Origin of the sequence: Enterococcus sp. E5-162 (assembly GCF_035725965.1) — a bacterium.
GTDB classification, from domain to species: Bacteria; Bacillota; Bacilli; order Lactobacillales; family Enterococcaceae; genus Enterococcus_B; species Enterococcus_B lactis.
Window position 1 is genome coordinate 54,864 of the sequence record NZ_JAPRFV010000010.1, and the last position, 20,070, is coordinate 74,933.

At 37.9% G+C, this 20,070-nt stretch carries 22 protein-coding genes; 5 read left to right on the plus strand and 17 right to left on the minus strand.

Annotation, left to right across the window (positions count from 1 at the left end; all coding sequences use genetic code 11):
• The first annotated feature begins 76 nt into the window (after positions 1-76).
• Together OZZ83_RS10570 and OZZ83_RS10575 are read left to right on the plus strand one after the other, a co-directional pair.
• Positions 77-991, plus strand: a complete 915-nt coding sequence (locus tag OZZ83_RS10570) for a DUF4352 domain-containing protein (RefSeq protein WP_077974389.1) — start codon at positions 77-79, stop codon at positions 989-991.
• Positions 992-1,106: 115 nt separating this feature from the next.
• Positions 1,107-2,243, plus strand: a complete 1,137-nt coding sequence (locus OZZ83_RS10575) for a tyrosine-type recombinase/integrase (RefSeq protein ID WP_077974390.1) — start codon at positions 1,107-1,109, stop codon at positions 2,241-2,243.
• Between the two features lie 131 nt (positions 2,244-2,374).
• Here the strand turns inward: OZZ83_RS10575 and rplS are convergent, their stop codons facing one another.
• From rplS to OZZ83_RS10625, 10 genes are all read right to left on the minus strand, one after another.
• Positions 2,375-2,722 carry a 50S ribosomal protein L19 gene (rplS, locus tag OZZ83_RS10580; RefSeq protein ID WP_002290284.1) on the minus strand — a complete coding sequence of 116 codons (348 nt, stop codon included), beginning with the start codon at positions 2,720-2,722 and terminating at the stop codon, positions 2,375-2,377.
• A 135-nt stretch (positions 2,723-2,857) separates the two neighbouring features.
• Positions 2,858-3,619 carry a tRNA (guanosine(37)-N1)-methyltransferase TrmD gene (gene trmD, locus OZZ83_RS10585; RefSeq protein WP_002308731.1) on the minus strand — a complete coding sequence of 254 codons (762 nt, stop codon included), beginning with the start codon at positions 3,617-3,619 and terminating at the stop codon, positions 2,858-2,860.
• Positions 3,609-4,133 carry a ribosome maturation factor RimM gene (gene rimM / locus OZZ83_RS10590; RefSeq protein WP_002308730.1) on the minus strand — a complete coding sequence of 175 codons (525 nt, stop codon included), beginning with the start codon at positions 4,131-4,133 and terminating at the stop codon, positions 3,609-3,611. Before rimM ends, trmD begins: the two co-directional genes overlap by 11 nt.
• A 150-nt stretch (positions 4,134-4,283) precedes the next feature.
• The gene (locus OZZ83_RS10595) at positions 4,284-5,075 is read right to left on the minus strand and encodes a hypothetical protein (RefSeq protein ID WP_278023773.1); all 792 of its coding nucleotides are present in this window, start codon (positions 5,073-5,075) and stop codon (positions 4,284-4,286) included.
• A gap of 123 nt (positions 5,076-5,198) precedes the next feature.
• Positions 5,199-5,450 (minus strand): KH domain-containing protein, encoded by a 252-nt coding sequence (locus OZZ83_RS10600; RefSeq protein ID WP_002308728.1) that lies wholly within the window; start codon positions 5,448-5,450, stop codon positions 5,199-5,201.
• Positions 5,451-5,461: 11 nt separating this feature from the next.
• Positions 5,462-5,737 carry a 30S ribosomal protein S16 gene (gene rpsP / locus OZZ83_RS10605; RefSeq protein ID WP_002290274.1) on the minus strand — a complete coding sequence of 92 codons (276 nt, stop codon included), beginning with the start codon at positions 5,735-5,737 and terminating at the stop codon, positions 5,462-5,464.
• Positions 5,738-5,859: 122 nt separating this feature from the next.
• Positions 5,860-6,630, minus strand: a complete 771-nt coding sequence (locus OZZ83_RS10610) for an ABC transporter permease subunit (RefSeq protein ID WP_002308727.1) — start codon at positions 6,628-6,630, stop codon at positions 5,860-5,862.
• On the minus strand, positions 6,627-7,529 hold the full coding sequence (locus tag OZZ83_RS10615; protein ID WP_002313564.1) for an ABC transporter ATP-binding protein: 903 nt from the start codon (positions 7,527-7,529) through the stop codon (positions 6,627-6,629). Before OZZ83_RS10615 ends, OZZ83_RS10610 begins: the two co-directional genes overlap by 4 nt.
• Entirely contained in the window at positions 7,529-7,729 is a 201-nt protein-coding gene (locus tag OZZ83_RS10620; RefSeq protein WP_002314752.1) for a PLDc N-terminal domain-containing protein, read from the minus strand. The genes OZZ83_RS10615 and OZZ83_RS10620 overlap by 1 nt, the downstream gene beginning before the upstream one ends.
• Before the next feature lies 1 nt (position 7,730).
• Positions 7,731-8,843 carry a helix-turn-helix domain-containing protein gene (locus tag OZZ83_RS10625; RefSeq protein ID WP_104760182.1) on the minus strand — a complete coding sequence of 371 codons (1,113 nt, stop codon included), beginning with the start codon at positions 8,841-8,843 and terminating at the stop codon, positions 7,731-7,733.
• Positions 8,844-9,022: 179 nt separating this feature from the next.
• On the opposite strand from OZZ83_RS10625, the gene OZZ83_RS10630 reads away from it, so the two are divergent.
• The gene (locus OZZ83_RS10630) at positions 9,023-9,577 is read left to right on the plus strand and encodes an NADPH-dependent FMN reductase (protein WP_002308722.1); all 555 of its coding nucleotides are present in this window, start codon (positions 9,023-9,025) and stop codon (positions 9,575-9,577) included.
• A gap of 76 nt (positions 9,578-9,653) precedes the next feature.
• On the opposite strand, the gene OZZ83_RS10635 is transcribed toward OZZ83_RS10630, so the two are convergent.
• From OZZ83_RS10635 to OZZ83_RS10655, 5 genes are all read right to left on the minus strand, one after another.
• Positions 9,654-10,175 (minus strand): dihydrofolate reductase family protein, encoded by a 522-nt coding sequence (locus tag OZZ83_RS10635; RefSeq protein WP_002308721.1) that lies wholly within the window; start codon positions 10,173-10,175, stop codon positions 9,654-9,656.
• Between the two features lie 18 nt (positions 10,176-10,193).
• The gene (locus OZZ83_RS10640; RefSeq protein WP_002308719.1) at positions 10,194-10,766 is read right to left on the minus strand and encodes a DNA-3-methyladenine glycosylase I; all 573 of its coding nucleotides are present in this window, start codon (positions 10,764-10,766) and stop codon (positions 10,194-10,196) included.
• A gap of 111 nt (positions 10,767-10,877) precedes the next feature.
• Entirely contained in the window at positions 10,878-12,296 is a 1,419-nt protein-coding gene (gene ffh / locus OZZ83_RS10645; protein WP_002291602.1) for a signal recognition particle protein, read from the minus strand.
• A 20-nt stretch (positions 12,297-12,316) separates the two neighbouring features.
• A complete protein-coding gene (locus OZZ83_RS10650; RefSeq protein ID WP_002291603.1) occupies positions 12,317-12,655 on the minus strand; it encodes a putative DNA-binding protein in 339 nt (112 codons plus the stop codon).
• Complete coding sequence (locus OZZ83_RS10655; RefSeq protein ID WP_002308718.1) at positions 12,615-13,118, minus strand: DUF523 domain-containing protein; 504 nt, start codon at positions 13,116-13,118, stop codon at positions 12,615-12,617. Before OZZ83_RS10655 ends, OZZ83_RS10650 begins: the two co-directional genes overlap by 41 nt.
• Positions 13,119-13,248: 130 nt before the next feature.
• Here OZZ83_RS10655 and OZZ83_RS10660 point away from each other — a divergent pair, with 130 nt between their 5' ends.
• Positions 13,249-13,953 carry a response regulator transcription factor gene (locus tag OZZ83_RS10660; RefSeq protein WP_002291606.1) on the plus strand — a complete coding sequence of 235 codons (705 nt, stop codon included), beginning with the start codon at positions 13,249-13,251 and terminating at the stop codon, positions 13,951-13,953.
• Positions 13,950-15,689: an ATP-binding protein gene (locus OZZ83_RS10665; RefSeq protein ID WP_002308716.1), complete on the plus strand. Its 1,740-nt coding sequence runs from the start codon at positions 13,950-13,952 to the stop codon at positions 15,687-15,689. The genes OZZ83_RS10660 and OZZ83_RS10665 overlap by 4 nt, the downstream gene beginning before the upstream one ends.
• Positions 15,690-15,783: 94 nt before the next feature.
• On the opposite strand, the gene OZZ83_RS10670 is transcribed toward OZZ83_RS10665, so the two are convergent.
• Positions 15,784-17,253: a C69 family dipeptidase gene (locus tag OZZ83_RS10670; protein WP_002345217.1), complete on the minus strand. Its 1,470-nt coding sequence runs from the start codon at positions 17,251-17,253 to the stop codon at positions 15,784-15,786.
• A 183-nt stretch (positions 17,254-17,436) separates the two neighbouring features.
• Positions 17,437-19,905, minus strand: a complete 2,469-nt coding sequence (locus OZZ83_RS10675; protein WP_002308713.1) for a cation-translocating P-type ATPase — start codon at positions 19,903-19,905, stop codon at positions 17,437-17,439.
• Between the last annotated feature and the right edge of the window lie 165 nt (positions 19,906-20,070).

The following is a 20,070-nucleotide window of genomic DNA, read 5'->3' on the forward strand; positions in this document are numbered from 1 at the left end:
GTGCTGCAACACGGACTAAAAACCTTATTTCTAAGATACTACAAAAAAATCATATCATAGAAGTGAGGAATTAAAAATGAAAAAAATTGTTTTTGGGTTGCTTTTTTTAGGCTTGGTATTAAGCGGATGCTCCACTAGTCCTAATTCTGCTAGCACTAAAGAAAATACTGTTTCATCAACATCTGAATATGAAACAAAAAAACTAACTTCATCAGACGTTCATAAAATAAAAGTTGGTGATGATTTAACTCAAGTTTATCAGACACTTGGTTCACCGTTACGTAAATGGACAAATGATTTTGTTTACAAAGAATTAGACAATGCTATCACACGGGATGAATTAATTGTATCTATTTCAAAGGATGCACAAGGAGATTATTATAAAGAGCACTCTGAATTAATTGAACATGGAAATAGTGCAAAAGATATAAAAAAATTAGAGATGCTCCAATATACTTATTCAACTGATTCTGATGATGAAACAATGTTAATTTGGGTTAGTCCAAAAACTGAACAGGTTGTATATTATAATCAACGAACTTTCTTAGATAAAGATGGAAAATCCAAAGATTCAAGCTCTACTACAACTACAACTACAACTTCGTCTTCAGAACCCCAGACGGCATCAGTTGCACATAGTATAGGAGAAGCAGTTCCTTTTACTTCTGAAAATGGTAACTCTATTAACGTAACTGTCCAGTCTGTATCAAAAGATTACGGTGATGATTTCTATAAACCAGAAGGCCTATTTTACGCAAAGGTAGATTTTCTTGTAGAAAACACAGGGACTACACCTTTTGATGCAAGTTCAAGTTATTTAGAATTTTATGATTCATCAGATATTAAATCTGATTTAGCTAGTAGAGATTACTTTTCGGAAACCATCCAACCGGGTAAATCCGCACAAGGAACAGCATATTTTGAAGTGAAAAATGATGGAACAACATTTGAAGTGTTCTTCGCAGATACTTCATGGAAAGGTAGCTACTAAACAAAAAAACACGCCCCCTCCCTCGCCAAAGTTTGTGGACGTGATGAAAAATAAACCTGCTATAATTGGCTTACTTATCCATTCCTATTATAGCAACAAATAGGAGATGAAAACAATGTGGATTGAAACCAAAACTGATAAAAACGGAAAAAAAGTATATAAATATAATGAGCGATATATTGATCCAAAAACTAGAAAAAGAAAAAAAGTGAGCATTACTTATAAAAATAAATCTCGAGAAACTCAGAAAGTGGCATTGCTAGAGTTAAATAAAAAAATTGATATAAAATTAAACGAAAAAACACTTCAGAAGCCTGATCTAACATTTCATGAGCTTGTCGAAGAATGGTTAGTTATTTACAAAAGACAAGTTAAGGAGTCTACATATTATCCTACGAATAATATCTTAAACACTATAAAGAAAAAGATACCTGAGACTTACATCGTTTCTGGTATTAATACAGTAGATTTAAATAATATTTTTGAAGATATGATATATAAAGATGACTTGTCAAATAAGTACGTCAGTGTAATTAAATCCAAATTGAATCTTCTTTTTTCATACGCTATGAAAAAAGGCTATGTAGAAAAAAATCCTATCAACGAAGTAGTTATTGATTATAAACGAGAGTCAAAAACGATAAAAATTAAAGATAAGTTTTTAGAAGATGATGAATATAAAAGACTAGTAAATTTCACAACTTCACACAATAAAAGATACTCTCTCCTTTTCCAGTGGCTATATTTGACTGGAATGAGGCCTGGAGAAGCAATCGCATTAAGTAAAGACGATGTACACATTACCAATAATAATGCATCAGTAGTTATAAATGGGACGATGATGTATAGAGAACGTTCAATAGCTGATATGAAAAAATCTGATTCTACAAAAACTGCTGCTGGAATGCGAGAAATTGATTTACCAAAAAAAGCGATAGCTATTTACAATGAGCTTCTAGAATTAAATCCGAATGGTCAATTTCTATTTCAAACAACGAAAGGAACTCCTTTCCAACTAACAGCAATTAACACCTATTTGAGAAATCATAAAGCTGACATGAAGATTGATAAAAAACTTAGTTCACATATTTTTAGACATACCCATATTTCAAAATTAGCGGAACTAGGAACTCCTCTGTATGCTATTCAGGATCGCGTTGGGCACGAAAATAGTGATATCACTGAAAAGATTTATTTGCATGTGACAAAGGGAGTAAAAGAAAAATTGAAAGAAGATATAGAAAAACTGTAACTTGTTGCCCCTTTTTTGCCCCTTTTTATTAATCAAAAATGTCCCAAATAGAAATCGTTAATATAAAAAAACAGAGAACAAAAAAAGAACCCTTGAATACCAAGGGTTCTTTCTCAGTCTGATAACGATGATTAACGACGGATTTCTTTGATACGAGCAGCTTTTCCGTGTAATGCACGTAGGTAGTACAATTTTGCACGACGTACTTTACCGTAGCGAACTACTTCGATTTTTGCAACACGTGGTGTGTGCAATGGGAATGTACGCTCAACGCCCACTCCGTTAGAAACTTTACGTACTGTATAAGTTTCGCTGATTCCAGCACCGCGGCGTTTGATAACAACACCTTCAAATAACTGGATACGTTCACGAGTACCTTCGACAACTTTTGCGTGAACACGCACAGTGTCACCAGGGCGGAACGCTGGGATGTCAGAACGTAATTGGTCTTTTGTTAATTCTTCGATTAATGGATTCATGGTTTTCTTCTCCTTATTCCAAATATTCTTATGAGCTTTTCTCACAGCGGAATATCGTAATAGTTAAGTGCTTGTACACTCACCATAAAATACTAACATACTATCAATCTACTGTAAAGAAGATTTTAGAAAAATTTACTTGGTTACATCTGCTGTTTTTTCTTGTTCTTCTTTCTTGATCTCTTCTAAAAATTTCGTCATTTGAGGTGTCCATTCAAGTGTTTCCAAGAGATCAGGTCGGCGTTGATAGGTTCTTCTTAGCGACTCTTTTAATTGCCATTCTTCAATCAATTTATGATTTCCATTTGTCAATACTTCTGGTACTTTCATCCCTTTATATTCTGCTGGACGAGTATATTGGGGATGTTCTAATAGACCAGTTGAATAAGAATCGGTTTGGGCAGAAGTCTGATTGCCTAACACATCTGGCAACAGCCGAACTGTTGCATCGATCATGACCATCGCACCTAATTCTCCCCCAGTAAGGACATAATCCCCTAAGGAAACTTCATCTGTCACTAATGTGCGGATACGTTCATCATATCCCTCATAATGACCACAAATGAATACCAGATGTTCTTCCTGTGAAAATTCTTCTGCCATTTTTTGATCGAATCGTTTACCAGCTGGGTCAAGAAGAATTACTCTTTTTTGGACATCCGGTGCAGCTTGTTCGATTGCTTGGATGTTATCATAGATGGGCTGGACTTTGAGCAGCATACCTGCTCCTCCGCCATATGGATAATCATCTACTGTCTGATGTTTGTTATCTGAATAATCACGGAAGTTAGAGATATTAATGTCTAATAATCCTTTATCTACAGCCTTGCCGATGATGGATTCTCCCATAGGGCCTTCAAACATTCTTGGAAATAAAGTCAATACATCAATCTTCATCGTCAATCAGTCCTTCTGGGATTTCTACACGGACCACTCCAGCTTCTAAATCGACTTCTTTGACGACAGAAGCGATATATGGAAGCAAGATATCAGCTTTTTTCGGACGTTGAACGACCCAAACATCATTGGCACCTGGTGACAAGATTTCTTTTACTTTACCTAGTTCCGTTCCATCTTCTTCCACCACACGCAGACCGATGATCTCGTGGTAATAGAATTCATTTTCAGCTAGATCTACAGAGTTGTCTTTTGACACTTTCAATATGCCATCCCGATATTTTTCCACATCATTGATAGAAGGATGTCCTTCAAAACTCAATAAGTCAAAATTTTTATGTTTGCGATGACTTTTGACTGTTAATTCCACAGGTGCTTTTCCATCTTGGAATAATGTCAGCACCGTCCCTTTTTTGTAACGTTCTTCTGGGAAATCCGTTGTTGAGATCACACGGACTTCACCTTTGATACCTTGTGTGTTTACGATTTTTCCTACATTCAAGTATTCAGTCAACTTATATCCCCATTTCTTTTTTGTCTGTTTTATTTTAGCATGTGCGGAGAGGCAATTCTAGTTTTCTTTTAGGGTATTAAGCCAAATTTATGCAAAACTGTGGCGTACTGTTTTTGATGACTTCTTATTTCTTGGAGCTGAGCACTTCTGTCATGGCTTCTTCATAGAAACTGCCATCTTCAATGCAGCTATAGGGTCTTGACGAGTGATCGTATAGACATTTTTCGGTTCTTGCCAACTTACTTCTACGGCTCGATTCGTCGTATCTCCCATATCAATAGTTATCTTACCAAATTGTTCAGGTACTGGCAGCCTGTTTTCTTCCAAATAGGCTACGATTTCTTTAGCTAACGGCAAGGGTTCTTGACCATCTATATTATTCCCACGGATCCGAATACGCCAATTTCCTTCTTGCCATTCAAGGTAGCTTGAACCTGCTGCTCCTTGCTGATACCCCGTGATTTGATGACCTAAATCCATTTGCTGCCCATTTGTATCGATCTCAAATGGCTGCAAGACTTGGATCGTTTCTTGACTAGAAGCAAATCCATATTGATAGAGATAAGTTGCAATAGGCGTTTCTTGATTCAATTCGTCAGCATTCAACCAGAGGGGACGATCTGATCCGTAATATAAAATAGAATAGCCTTGCTTTGTTTGTGCCGCTGCGACATTGAGATAGCCAGAAGAAATCGGTACATCTAAAGGCATGGGCACGTTTGGTTGTTGTTCTTTCAATTGGTTTAAAGCAGGCTTTTCCTCATTATTTGAGGTAGTCCTTGTTTGTTCAGTAGATGAAGCCGTTTTAGTATTACTTTTTTCTGTACTTGCAACAGTTTCAGATGTACTGCTTGATGGTTGCGTATTGTCTGATCTTTCAGTAATCAAACTGCAGGCGCTTAACAATAAGACAAACGGAATAAATAACATAGTATTTCTCATTATCTGTTCACTCCCTCCTATTATAAGGATACGCTTTCTTACTTCTTTTGCCAAATAATCATTTCTTCAATTAATAAAAAAACAAAAAAGCTGTACTCGGAAATTCGAGTACAGCACGTTTATTTACTTTTCCTTATCATCGATGATATTCAAACGCACTTTTTTTGGTGCATTGATCCGAACACCGTAAACGATCGTGCGGATTGCTTTGGCCACACGCCCTTGTTTTCCGATGATACGGCCAATATCTTCAGGTGCCACTGTTAGGTTGTACTCGTAAAAATCTTTCGACTCTACGACCTCTAACTTGACTTGATCAGGATAAGTGACTAGCGGACGAACGATTGTTAAGACTAAGTCGCTTAAATCTTTCATATCCGGTCACCTTATTTCTTTGAGAATTTAGCTTCGTGGTGTTTTTGCATAACGCCTTCTTTTGAAAGGATGTTACGTACAGTGTCAGAAGGTTGTGCACCTTTTGATAACCAGTCAAGAACTAAGTCTTCTTTTAAAACTACTTCTGCAGGGTCTTTCAAAGGATTGTAAGTACCTACAGTTTCGATGAAACGTCCATCACGAGGAGAACGTGAATCAGCTACGACGATACGGTAAAAAGGACTCTTTTTAGAACCCATACGTTTTAAACGGATTTTAACTGCCATTATTTATTTCCACCTCCATTGTTTTATTCACAAGATGTAGTGTAACAGTTTTTTTTTACCCTGTAAAGCTTTTTTTCTTTACAGCTTGATTAAATTCGATTTTTTTTAGGAAATAGCAGATTTTAGACTTCTTTTTTGTTAAAAACAAGCCACCCAGCTACGATGGATATGACGATAGAACAACATGTCACTGCTAATGACCGAGTATAATCTGCAAGGTGGATTTCTTTCGCAAGAAAATTTGAGGAAGAAATCAAATAAGTCGGTACATATTCTGCTACTTTAGAGAACAACCCAGCACCATAACTCAGAATGACCGTTCCCCCACTAGCCAACAGAACCGCATAATTGGAAGAAAGAAAAGCTGAATAAAATAAAATCAATGAATAAAGCCAACAACCAAAAAAATAATAAGTAAAACTGATAAATAAAGGATGGGTGATAATCGACTGGTCCCAATAATAAATAGTGTATGCTAGCGTAATACTATAACAGCACCAATAGCTGACACTCCAAAATAGTATACCCATGATCCATTTCGACAGAAATATCTTCCAGCGCTTCATCCCTTTTGTCAGCAAGTTGATGATTGTTCCGTTTTGGTATTCGCTTGTCAATATCCCACTGAATAAAAGAAGGAAAAAAATCAGCAACATCGGAATATTTTTATAAAATTGTGTCCATGAAGTCGTTGCATCAACTGTAATCTTCTGAACAGAAATCCCTGACTCTGCCAGAGTTGTTGACATAGCTTGCACTAAATAAGGAGTCAATTTAGCTAGCAATGGATTCATTATACCGAAAATCACTGTGAGCGCACTTAGCGTGATGATTTTTCCAGTACGCCAGTTTTCCTTTAGCTCCTTTTTGGCGAAGGCAATGAGTTGTCTCATGATTGAACGACCTCCAAAAAGAGTTTTTCTAGCGTAGGTTCTTCCATCTGGACCGATTGGACTGGCAATTGGTATTTGGCTAGCAAATCCATAGCAAAAAGCATTTCTTCTTTACTTTTTTGTGGATAAGCTATACGCAGTTCACTTCGGATCATCCCTCCAGGTAAAAGCTCTTCAAATTGTTCGCGCTCTTTTTTGGAAAAAAATACGATCTCAAATCCACTAGCATTTGTTTGCTTTTTCAATTCGTCCACTGATCCAGACAACACGATTTTTCCATTATCCAAAAAAGCAACTTTGTCACAGATACGCACCACATCAGATAAAATATGAGTTGAAAATAAAATCGTCGTTTGCTCTTTCACAGATGATAAGATATCTAATATTTCTTTTCGACCCACAGGATCAAGAGCAGAAGTTGGTTCATCGCAAATGAGTAACTTGGGCTCGTTCAACAATGCTTGAGCAATCCCTAAACGTTGTCGCATCCCTCTGGAAAATTTTTTGATCCGCTTCTTTTCATTCGACAGACCGACAAGTGACAACAGTTCACTGATTTTTTCCTTTATCCGCTGTTTAGGCATTCCTGTGAGTTCGCCGCAAAAGATCAAATACTCAGAAGCGGTCATATAATCATAAAAAACCGGTACATCAGCTAAATAGCCGATTTCTTGATTGGTCGTTGTTTGTCCGTACTCTACTTCTTTTCCGTTCACTCGGATCGTTCCGCTGTCTTTTTTGATAAGACCTAAGATCAGTTTCATAGTTGTCGTTTTTCCAGCACCGTTTTTACCGATGAAACCAAAAATCGTCTGTTCTTCTACAGAAAAAGATAAATCATCCAGCAATTTGTTTGTACCAAAAGACTTTGAGACTTTTTCAAGTGTCAAGATAGCCACTACGCATCCTCCTTGCCAAAAATCAAATAAAGGACAGGACCGATGAACTGCATACCAACAATAACAATAATCACCCATATCATTCGAGTTCCATGTTTATATGCAGAATGTGTAAAGATATGATGAAGTACATAAATAAGTAATCCAAACTGTACAATGATTAAAGGAATTAAAAACGGAAGAAATTCTTTGATGCCCATATTACTCGCCTGCCAATCGTTTTTTTAGTTTTTCAATTTTTGATCTTTCAATTTGTTGAAAAATCGGATTTTCTAATGCACTCAATGCCCCTTCCCTGATGATTTTCGTGTCTCTTATTTGCTGTACCCCAAGATCTGCTCCTTCAAATATCTCAGTTATCTCATCAAAATACCTATCACCATGAAGGATTCTGCCTTCCTCGCTTAAAAGTATAAGTGTCAAATCCACAAACTGTTTTAAGCACTTTATTACTTGTTCTTCTTTTTCATGTTTCGCATAAGCACAGGCTGCAGCATAAGAAAATTGAGCACAACTGTTGGGATGGACCGCCGTCAGGTTGAATGCTTGGATCACAGCATCTATTCTATTGACAGTTTCTTCTATAACCGGTAATTGAATGATTTGGATCAATAGATAATGAGTGGCTGAAGATACGAGATTGATTAAATGAGAAAACATGCTGAATTGAGTATAGCTTACCGCTTTTTTTGTTTGACCAGCGGCTCGGTACGCTTGGATAAGTAAGGTGTCGCTTTGCTGGGCAAAACGATAAGGGTCCGCTTTTTCTTCGATTTCAGATAAAGCTTCTTCTGGTTTGCCTAACTGGAGCATGACCGCTACTTTTAACAAAGAAGCATTATTGCATAGAGATAATTCTGCTGATTCTTCTACGATTTTCGTACATAACGCTTCTGCTTCAGACAGAATTGCTTGTTGTTCCTCCAGATCCTTTGTTAGCATAAAATGATTCAACCACAAAACGGCTACTTGTAAAAGAAAAGGATAACATGAGTAATATTGTTTGACCGCTTTTCTACAGTCCTCCATCACATATTCAAAGGGCTCTTCAGAAAAAGCGGTAGTCCACTGCTGATAAAAGTGTCTGATTTGCTCTTTCGTCAATTGAGGATGATAGCCGAGCAGTTCATCAACAGACACATCAAAAAAACTGGCTAATTTAGGCAATATGAGTACATCAGGCATACTTTGGCCTGTCTCCCATTTGGAAACAGAAGCTTTTGTCACACCTATGAATTCAGCTAGAATTTCTTGGGTCACGCCTTTTTCCTTTCGTAAATTTGCTACATTTTTCGATAATGATAATTCTTCCATCTTATCCCTCCTTTTTCTTCATTATATAGACTTTCCAAGAGGGTTGGCAATGGAGACTAACGATACTTCGCGATCATTTGTCAACTGAAACGAAACTTTTGCCAGTAAGTGTTTTTATTTGCTCCAGTTACTTATTTTTTGTAAGATTATTATAGATAGTTTGAAGGAGGAAAAATCGTATGACAAAAAAAATTGGATTTTTTATTGGTAGTTTAAGAAAAGATTCTTACAACAAAAAAGTAGCAGAAGCTTTTGCGAAATTGCTTCCTGAAGGGTACGAAAGTGTATTTGTAAAATTCGATGATCTGCCATTTTACAATGAGGATCTTGAAACCCCAGAAAAAGCGCCTGCTGAATGGACTCGTTTTCGTGAGGAAGTGAGTGGATTAGACGGTGTCGTTTTCGTTACTCCTGAATACAACCGCTCTGTGCCAGCAGTATTGAAAAATGCTTTAGATGTAGGCTCAAGACCTTATGGACACAGTGTTTGGGATCATAAACCAGGTTTAGTCGTTACTGCATCACCAGGTGGGATCGGCGGTTTTGGCGCAAACCACCATCTACGCCAATCACTTGTCTTTTTGAATGTGCCTACCTTGCAACAACCGGAAGCATATATCGGAAACGTTACGAATCTAATTGATGAAAACGGCAATATCGTTGAAGGAACATTAAGTTTCTTCCAAACGATTTTAGATGCATATCTAGATTTTTCTAACAAATTAGCAGAATAAAATTAGAACAGTAATAAAAAGGCAACTATGTACAGGACACTTCTGCATATAGTTGTCTTTTTTGTTTTTTTTGTTTCTACTTTCGTATATAATGCAATTCGATAAATTCACCGAATCGTGTCGTATCTAGCAATTCAAAACGTGCTTCATAGGTTCCTTTTTGGAATAAAGGGATTCCGTCCCCTAATAATACAGGGGCAATCTGGATATACCATTCATCAATCATTTGATGTTCTACTAACGGTTTGATCAATCGACCTCCACCCACAACCCAGATATCTTTTCCTTCTGTCATTTGTAGATTTTTTAGAAAAGCAACAGGCTCTTCGTGTACGACCTCAGCATCTGGCAATTGTAATTGTGCATTGGTTGAAAAAACGAAATTCTTTTTCTCTGGATAAATTGCTTCGGTTTCCAAATATTTTTTTGCTTCCTGATAAGTTTTCCTGCCCATGATGGTCGTATCGATTGTTTCATAAAAAGCTTCATAAGTGGTTTGCTCACCTGTCGGAGTGTCAAAAAGCCATTGAAGATCATCCGTTTTCGTTGCCAAATAACCATCTAAACTTACAGCGCCATAAAATATGATTTTTCGCATGCTTTATTCGTCCTTTCTTTATTTTTTGCCGATACGTACGACCTCTTCTTTGCGGAAACAACTGTCAAGGTGATCATTGATGATCCCGACTGCTTCTAAAAAAGCATAGATTGTTGTACTTCCGATAAACTTAAATCCTCTTTTCTTTAGATCCTTTGCTAATTCATCTGAAAGAGGACTTGTTGTCGGGACTTCTTCTTGTGAATGATAAGAAGAATCAACGATTTTTCCATTAGAAAACGACCAAAGATACTCAGAAAAACTGCCGAATTCTTCTTGAATCTTCAAGACTGCTTTAGCGTTTTGGACAGCAGCTTCGATTTTTCTGCGGTTCCGAATAATTCCTTTGTTTTCCATTAGTTCGCTCATTTTTGTTTCTCCATAATTTGCGACTTTTTGGATATCGAATTGATCATATGCTTTATCGAATGCTTCACTTTTATTTAAAATCGTCTGCCAACTCAATCCTGCCTGATTGATGTCGAGCATCAATTTTCGGAACAGCTTTTGGTCATCATATTCAGGAACACCCCAGACAGTATCATGATATTGCTGCATATTTTCTGTCTGTTCACTCCACGGACATCTCATTTGTGCCACCTCTTTGTTTAGAGTAATTGTATCAGTAAAGAATAAAAATTGCTGATAGAAAAGCTCCGGCAATAGACATTTTCAGTCTGTACCGAAGCTGTTTTTTTTATCTTATTTCCGTTTTTTCTTTTTCTTCTTATTTTTCTTGATCATTCGATTCATCGCCATTTTGCCTAGTTTCCCTTTGACGCCTGATCCAAACATTTGGTCCATACCTGGGATGTTCATATCCCCTTTGGACATTTGTTGCATCATTTTTCTTGATTCCTTGAATTGCTTGATCATTCGGTTTACTTCAACCACACTGTTTCCAGAACCAGCAGCAATTCGGCGACGACGGCTTGGATTCAACAGATCAGGATTTGCTCTTTCTGCTGGTGTCATAGAATAAACCATCGCTTTTTTGCGTTCAACATCTTTTGGATCTACCTTGACGTTTTCGATTCCAGGGACTTGATTCATTCCTGGGATCATTTTGATTAGATCTTCCAGTGGGCCCATCCCCATCACTTGATCGAGTTGTTCAATAAAGTCATTGAAATCAAATGAGTTTTCCCGCATCTTCTGTGCAAGTTCTTCCGCTTTTTTCTCATCATAGTCTTGCTGCGCTTTTTCAATCAGTGTCAGCATGTCCCCCATACCAAGGATACGGCTAGCCATACGATCTGGGTGGAATACTTCTAAGTCAGTCAATTTTTCACCAGAACCGATGAATTTGATTGGTGCGCCTGTCACTGAGCGGATCGATAATGCTGCCCCGCCTCGAGTATCCCCATCAAGTTTAGTGATGACTACTCCAGTAATCCCTAATTGCTGATTGAAGCTGTCAGCTACATTGACGGCATCTTGACCAGTCATGGCATCGACAACCAGCAAGATCTCATTTGGTTGAGTTAATTCTTTGATTTGTTTCAACTCATCCATCAATGTTTCATCGATGTGTAGACGTCCTGCCGTATCGATCAATACATAGTCGTTTTTCTTTTCTCTTGCTAGCTCCATCCCTTGACGAACGATTTCTACTGGGCTGACTTCTGTTCCCATATCAAATACAGGAACATCTAGCTGTTGACCTAATACTTTCAATTGGTCGATCGCTGCTGGCCGATATACGTCCCCTGCGATTAGGAGCGGACGAGCATTTTCATTTTTCTTTAAATAATTCGCTAATTTACCGGTAAAAGTTGTTTTACCTGCCCCTTGTAGACCAGCCATCATGATAACAGTTGGTATTTTTGGTGATTTATTTAACTCTGCTGTTTCAGAACCAAGTGTGATTGTTAATTCTTCATCAACGATTTTTACGATTTGTTGTGCTGGTGATAAACTTTCCAGCACTTCTGCCCCTACCGCACGTTCGCGTACGCGTTTAGTAAAGTCTTTGACTACTTGCAAGTTAACATCGGCTTCTAGTAAGGCAAGGCGGATTTCCCGCATCATTTCTTTTACGTCAGCTTCTGATACTTTTCCTTTTTTTCTTAGTTTTCCCATCGCCTGCTGGAGACGTTCAGTTAAGCTTTCAAATGCCATATTTTCTTCATTCCTTTTATTTATTCTTCGATTGCTTGAATTTGCTGTACATATTCAAGCAGTTTTTTATCTTCCGGATACTTATCTGTAATATATGCGGTCATCTTTTCCAATATCTGTTCTCGGACAATATAATCAGAGAAGAGATGGAGTTTTTTTTCATAATCCTCCAAGATCTTGCTTGTCCGCTTGATATTATCATATACTGCTTGACGACTTACTTCGTATTCTTCCGCGATCTCGCCTAATGAAAAATCATCTGCATAATATAACTCCATGTAGTTCATTTGTTTTTCTGTCAATAAGGTCGAATAAAATTCAAAGAGCGCGTTCATTCGATTGGTCTTTTCGATTTCCATTCTGCTCACCTCTAGTTTTCAGCCATTCTTCATCAGAGAGCACAGTCATTTTTTGCTGAATAAAATAAGCAGTGGCCACTCCGGCGCCATCTTTTGTTATTCCGGAAAAGCTTCCATCATAAATCGAATGGGTCCCGCATGAAGGGCTTTTTTCCTTCATGATGACTAGATCAATGTGCTTTTCCTGCAATTTTTGATAGGCTTTGATCGCGCCGTTTTTGTACGCTTCCGTTACATCTTCACCGCTTGTCGTCCATACTTTTGCTTGATCTTTCCACACATCGAACCCATTTCCACCAATGATTTCAGCAGGATCTCTAGGAATTGACAATCCGCCGATTACTTCTGGACAGACCATGACGGCTTCGCCAGTTTCAACTAGTTCCATCAATTCTGGTACTTCTTTTTTCTGTCCATCATAGCGACAGGCCAGACCGCCTAAACATGCACTGATTCCAATCATTGACTGCTCTTCCTTTCTATTCAGCAAAGTGCCTTCCTATTATACCATTTATTTCTTCTGTAAAATAGCCCCTTGTACTGATTCTATGCTAAAATATAAACAGAATGAAACCTATTTAAAGGAGATTTGAATGAAAAAAATACTAGTTGTTGATGATGAACCTTCTATTGTGACGCTCTTGACGTTCAATTTGGAAAAAGAAGGCTATAAGGTAACCAGTGCCGCAGATGGAGGCGAAGGATTAGAATTAGCATTAGAACAATCATTTGATTTCATCATTTTAGATGTGATGCTTCCAACGATGGATGGCATGGAGATCACTCAGCGGCTGCGTCAAGAAAAAAATGAAACACCGATTTTGATGCTGACGGCTAAAGATGATCAGGTGGATCGAATCATTGGTCTGGAGATAGGTGCTGACGACTATTTGACCAAACCATTTAGTCCACGTGAAGTATTAGCCCGTATGAAAGCCATATTCAGACGGATCGAACCTCGTAAGCAATCAAAAGATGAAGCTGAGCCTGAATATCTATCGATTGGACAAATCACTGCTGATTTGACCAATTATCAAGTCACCGTAGACGATCATCTGATTGAACTCACACCGAAAGAATTTGAATTACTCGTTTATTTCATGAAACGAAAAGACCGTGTGATCGATCGCGACACATTGCTAGACCGCATTTGGAATTTTGACTTCGCAGGACAAAGCCGTATCGTAGATGTACACGTTAGTCATTTGCGAGAAAAAATCGAGCGAGATCCAAAACATCCAAAGTACTTGGTGACTGTTAGAGGATTTGGCTATAAGTTTCAGGAACCAAAACGATGAAATGGAAAAAAATTTATGAGCGTCTCTTCTTTCTTATTCTTTTAATTAGTTTGTTTTTTGGTGGTTGGCAATTGATCTCCCATTATTTCCAACAACAGATCGTCGAACAGCAAGAAAGCTACCTGACAAAAAAAGCACAACTACTGATCCGGCAATTAGATGTCGAAAACCTCCAAGCAGCGCAAAACAAAACTGCTTTGGAAGAATTCGTCCATCAGTCGAACGAACGGATCACTTTAATGGATGCTACTGGAAAAATCTTATTTGACACAAACAATGAAACATTGAATGAACGGCGAAGTTCTCGTCCAGAAATAAAAGCTGTATTGAATGGTGGGAACCTAGGTAGCGCTTTGCGCAAAAGTACTACTTTGAATGAGGATCTTTTATACGTCGCATTACCAGTCAAAAAAGGAGGCCAGTTAGAAGCCATTTTACGTATCGCAGAACCGACAAGCGGATTTTTACCGAGAACGGAGAGCTTTCGCCGTTGGGTCTTTTTCTTCTTTCTGTCTTTCTTCCTTGTTCTTGCAGGAATGATTTATTACCTGATCTACCAAAAAAATCAGCCTTTGAAAACTGTCCTGCCTGTTCTTAGAAAAATGGTACAAAATCCAAACCAAGCAGAAGTAATCATGCAGACACCTGACCAATGGGAGGAATTGTATCAAACAATCAATGAGCTGAGCGAACAAATGAGTAAGATGTATCGAGCGTATACTACAACAGAAGAACAATTGTACACATTATTAAATGAACTGATGATAGGCGTATTCCTGATTGATGATGCTGATTCTCGTTTACTACTGCTTAATCCAAAGATGCAGTTGCATTTAAACGTGACAAGCTATGAACCTGAACAACGATACACAGAAGTCATCCAAGAGCCAAAACTCATTCAGCTGATTCACCAAGTGACTCCTGAGCATCCGCTGATCCATCAGGAGATCACCATCGCTGAAGGACGACAGACATTAGACTTGAGTTTGCGCTACTTTACTAATTCAGAAGGTACCGGACAGATTCTAGGGGTGGCGTATGACTTAACGAAAGTGCGACGTTTAGAAAAGCTACAAAAGGATTTCGTGGGCAACGTCTCCCACGAATTAAAAACTCCTGTGACTTCACTGATTGGTTTTACCGAGACTTTACTGGATGGTGCAAAAGATGACCCACAAACTCTGACTTCTTTTCTTGAGATCATGCAAAAAGATGCGATTCGGTTAGATAAATTGATTCGGGAAATCATCCAGCTGTCAAAAGACGGTGAAAATTCTTACGAGATCCAGACGATTTATACAGAACCTTATTTCCAGCAAATCGTTCAAAATTATCAGCCAATCATCGAAAAGAAACGGTTGACGATTCGATTGATTGGAAAGAACGAACCATTTACTACTAAAACAGATATCCTTTATCCAATCCTCAAAAATCTGATTGAAAATGCTGTCCAATACTCAAAAAACGACAGCGAGATCATTATCCGTTATCAGGCAACAGATGAATTATCGTTTTCTGTCCAAGATTTTGGTATAGGTATCGACATTGAGGATCAGGAACGGATCTTTGAGCGTTTTTACCGCGTAGACAAGGCACGAAGCCGACATTCAGGCGGGACCGGACTAGGGTTAGCGATTGTAAAAGACTACGTGCAACTCCTTCATGGTACAATTACTGTAGACAGTCATCTTGGAACAGGTTCGACTTTCACCGTTACCATTCCGAAAAGCAATTAAATAAGGCCTGCTTGCAGCAATGTTTAGATGTCTAACGATCATCTACTACGCTGAAAAGCAGGCTTTTTATTAGCTAAAAACGCTGAGCCACATGTTATAGATCTTTGTCATGATGTGTAGCTGTCTTTTCTGACATCTTTACAATCAGCTCCTGGTTCATTTTCTGATAAGCATCTATAGCATAATCAGCAAAACTTTGTGTTTTTTGATTCAAATAATCCGTTAATTTTTCGGGATGATTTACTATTAATTCTCTTGCTTGTTGGTCTGTACTTGCTAACTCTTTCGATAGATGGTCTCGAACTTTTTGGCGAGTTGGTAAAGTAATATTTTTCTTAAAATCACTATAGTATGGCTTCGTCAAGATGTTCGTCAACCGATATGTCCAGTAAGCGGAAATATCATCTGGCATATCTGTTCCTTTTTGATAAGCTTCGGGTGTCTCGCTTATATTGCTATAAAATGGTATATAATTGCTTGTATCAGGAATCCCCAACGCTAACCAATGGATACCACTGATTTCTTCTGGTACATTGTTTCTTATCTGTAGAATATGAGATTCCATCGTATTCGGCACAGAGATTGGACGATACTTATCTGGCTTTGTCCCTTCGATGGTATCATATTCAGTACCATTAAAGTGTAATGTCATGATATAAGCTGTTTCTGCAATTGAAATAGGTTTATCTGGTTTGACAAACATCTCAAATGAACGATCTGTTATTTTTTGTTTCTTTGAAGGTGTCAGTTTTCTCTGTGCATCCCATATCCTAGGAAGATTGTATTTTTCATCCTTTGACTTATCTGCAAATATGTCTCTTAAAGAAATATCCCGTTTCGTATTTATCAGTTGATTCTTTTCTAAAAAAGATTCTAAATCTGCTGAACAAAGATAAGAATCTTTGTCCTTCAAATCAAATGAATCAATTGACAACATATTAGGAATAACTGCATAACAGTCATCTGGAACTTTGACAGCTGCCCACTGATGACCACTAAGTATCTCCATATACCAGATTTCATTTTTATCAGAGAAAATCACACCATTTGTCTCCGCAGCTCCTTGCTTAGCAACGATTTTTTCTAATCGTTCTACCCCTGCTCTTGCTGAATCAATATAAGGAAGGGTCACGGTCAACATAGAGTCTTCTGCAATACCATGCGCGGTATATGGATCTTTTTTCAATATCTCTTCCTTTGTCGTAGCTGATTCAGTAGCGCTCATTGCAACGTTCTTGCTATTGATACCATCTTCTTCAAATAATCCTTCTGACGTATCCCATTCTGGGGTCGCTGTGTACTTCAGCTGTTCTTTCGGAAGATCAAGGGTAAATCCATTCCCTTTTGATACAAAATGTGAAGGATTCGTATTTTCTTTTCTGACAACAAAGTATTTTGACCAAGCCGTGTTCAGATCTTCATTTCTAGCAATCATCGTTGAACCATCTACTGAAGCATTTTTTCCTACTAAAATCGTCGTACAAGCATCAATAGAAACTGATAAGAAAATCCCATACAGTACACCTAAAAATAAACTAAATTGAAGCAATCTTCTATTTTTCATTTGAAGCATCCCTCCCACTTTTGTAAAAACGCTTTCAAAATGATTATAGGACACCTGAAGTAAAGATTTAATTGGTTTTCTATAAGTTCTAGATAAAAATTTGCTTTGTTTTTTATACAGAAAGAAGCTTAGAAAATACAATTTTTTAGTTAATGTATTTTTAAGCTTCTTTTATCTTATTAGTCATTTATTTCTTTTGAATACTCGAAGGAACCGAGGCAATTTATTTATTATCTCCGGCTCTTTTTCATTTTTACGTTCAAACAAATATTCTACCAATGTAGTCAAATGCCTAAAAATCGAATCTGCCGAGAAAAATAAAATACTCAACAACAAAAGCGATACAGCTGAGATACCGGTGATTGAAAACAGTTTATGCAAAAAAACGACCGAAAAAAAGATACCGCTAGCACAGAAAAGAATGATCTGACTTCTGAATTTATTCAGCGGTGAACAGATTTTATAGAGAACAAGAAATCCTACTGCAATCAAAAGCATAGTAGATGCTGTAGAAACATCTGTTTTATTTAGATCCAAAGTCACCCCGCAGATCACCAACGCACCGACTACGATCATATCTGTCAGTCCACCTGGCACAGCCTTTTCCATCACATTCATGATGAACTTCCCTCTGATTCGCTTTTTGTTTTCTTCTAGAGCAAGCAAGAAAGATGGAAGTCCAATCGTAAACAAACTAATCAATGTGATCTGTGATGGTTCTAAAGGATAGGTCAAAGCAAAGATGACTGAAAACAGCGAAAGCAAAAAGGAGAAAATATTCTTCACTAAAAACAAGCTGGCTGATCGCTCAATATTGTTCACGACGCGCCGTCCTTCTGCAACAACTTCCGGCATGCGTGAAAAGTCAGAATCAAGCAAGACCACTTGTGAGGCCTGCATGGCGGCTTCATTGCCAGAAGCCATCGCTATACTGCAGTCTGCTTCTTTCATGGCTAGAATGTCATTCACGCCATCACCTGTCATAGCTACTGTATTGTTACGCTTTAGCAATTGAACGAAGATTTTCTTTTGTTCTGGCTTGACGCGTCCAAAAACTGTATATTTTTCGACAGCTGCTTCATATTCTTCTTCTGATAATTTAGACGCATCAACGTACTGATCAGCATGTGAAATCCCTGCTTGGACAGCTACATTAGATACGGTGAGCGGATTATCTCCAGAAATCACTTTGATGGCTACTTGCTGTTTTTTGAAGTAATTGAATGTGGCTTTTGCTTCTTTTCTGATAGGATTAGCGATCAGGATATACCCTAATGGTGTGACTGCCTCCGTTAATACTGGTTCTTCAAGAATCCCATCGTACACACCAAAGACCAACACGCGATAGCCTTTTTCAGCGAAAGAAACAAACTCTTCCGCATATTCCGGCAACTGATCTCGCAAAACCATTTCGGGTGCTCCTAAAACATATACCTTGTCTCCCAACGCTACACTGCTGAATTTTTGGACAGAAGAAAAAGGAATGACTTGGTGATAGGATTGATCAGTGGTTTTTGTAAAGTATTCTTTGACGGCTTCCATTGTTGCATTGTCTCCTGCCATCGCTTTTGCATAGTCAGCAATGCGCTCTTCCAGTTGATCTGATTGGCTGATTATTTTTTGTTTTTTAGAGACAATCACTTTTTGGACAGACATTTTGTTTTCTGTGATCGTTCCTGTTTTATCTACACAAAGGACATTTACTCTTGCCAATGTCTCAATGCTTTTCATATTGTGTAAAAGAACTCTTTGCTTTGCTAGTTTAGTCGCACTTAATGCTAATGCAATCGTCGTTAACAAGTACAGTCCTTCAGGTATCATACCAATCAATGCTGCTTCCATTGCGACGACACTTTCTTTCATCGTGTTTCCATTAAAAAAGTAACTTTGAGAAAAAAGCAGAATACCGATAGGAATAATGATGATCCCAATCCATTTGATCAATTGATTAAGAGAAGCAATCATCTCCGACTGTTCTCCTTCTCCCATTGTCTTGGCTTTGACTGTCAATTGGGAAATATACGAATCTGCTCCGACTTTGTCTAATCGGGCGTAAGCTTTTCCGGAAACAACGAAACTGCCGGACATCAATGGATCACCTATTTCTTTGGTTATCTCATCTGCTTCACCTGTTAATAAAGCCTCGTTGACTTGCAGTTTTCCTTCCACGACCTCTGCATCTGCTGGAATCTGATGTCCAGTCTCTAGAATAACAATGTCATCTAATACAAGGTTTTCTATATCTACTGTTTGCTCTATCCCCTCTCTTATGACATTGACTTTTGCTGTATTCAATACATTCAATTCATCCAAGACTTTTTTGGATCGAATTTCCTGAAAGATAGCGATTCCTGTATTGGCTATGATAACTGGTAAAAAGGTCAAGTTTTTATAAGATTCTACTAGGCAAAGCAAAATGGCTAAGATAAGAAAGATCAAATTGAAATACGTAAAAATATTTTCCAATATAATTTGTTGGTTTGTTTTGAATGTGGGATCGACCGAATCGTTTGCTGCACCTTTTTCTATTCGTTCCTTGACTTGTTCTGCTGTCAATCCTTCTTTGTACGAGGGAAAAAGACGGATAACTTTGTCAGATGATTTTTGTGTTATTTTCTTTTTTTTACTTCGATTTGTCCATTTATTCTTCATGTGGCTACCTCGATCAATTTCGTTTTCTGGATATTTACAAACTTCTCCTATCCAGTATAGAACAGATATGAAAAGTGTTCCTCCTATTAAGCTTGCATACACCTTTCATTCCTGTCATATAGCAAAAAAAGAGCGACGACAGTTCTATGTCGTCGCTCTTTTTCT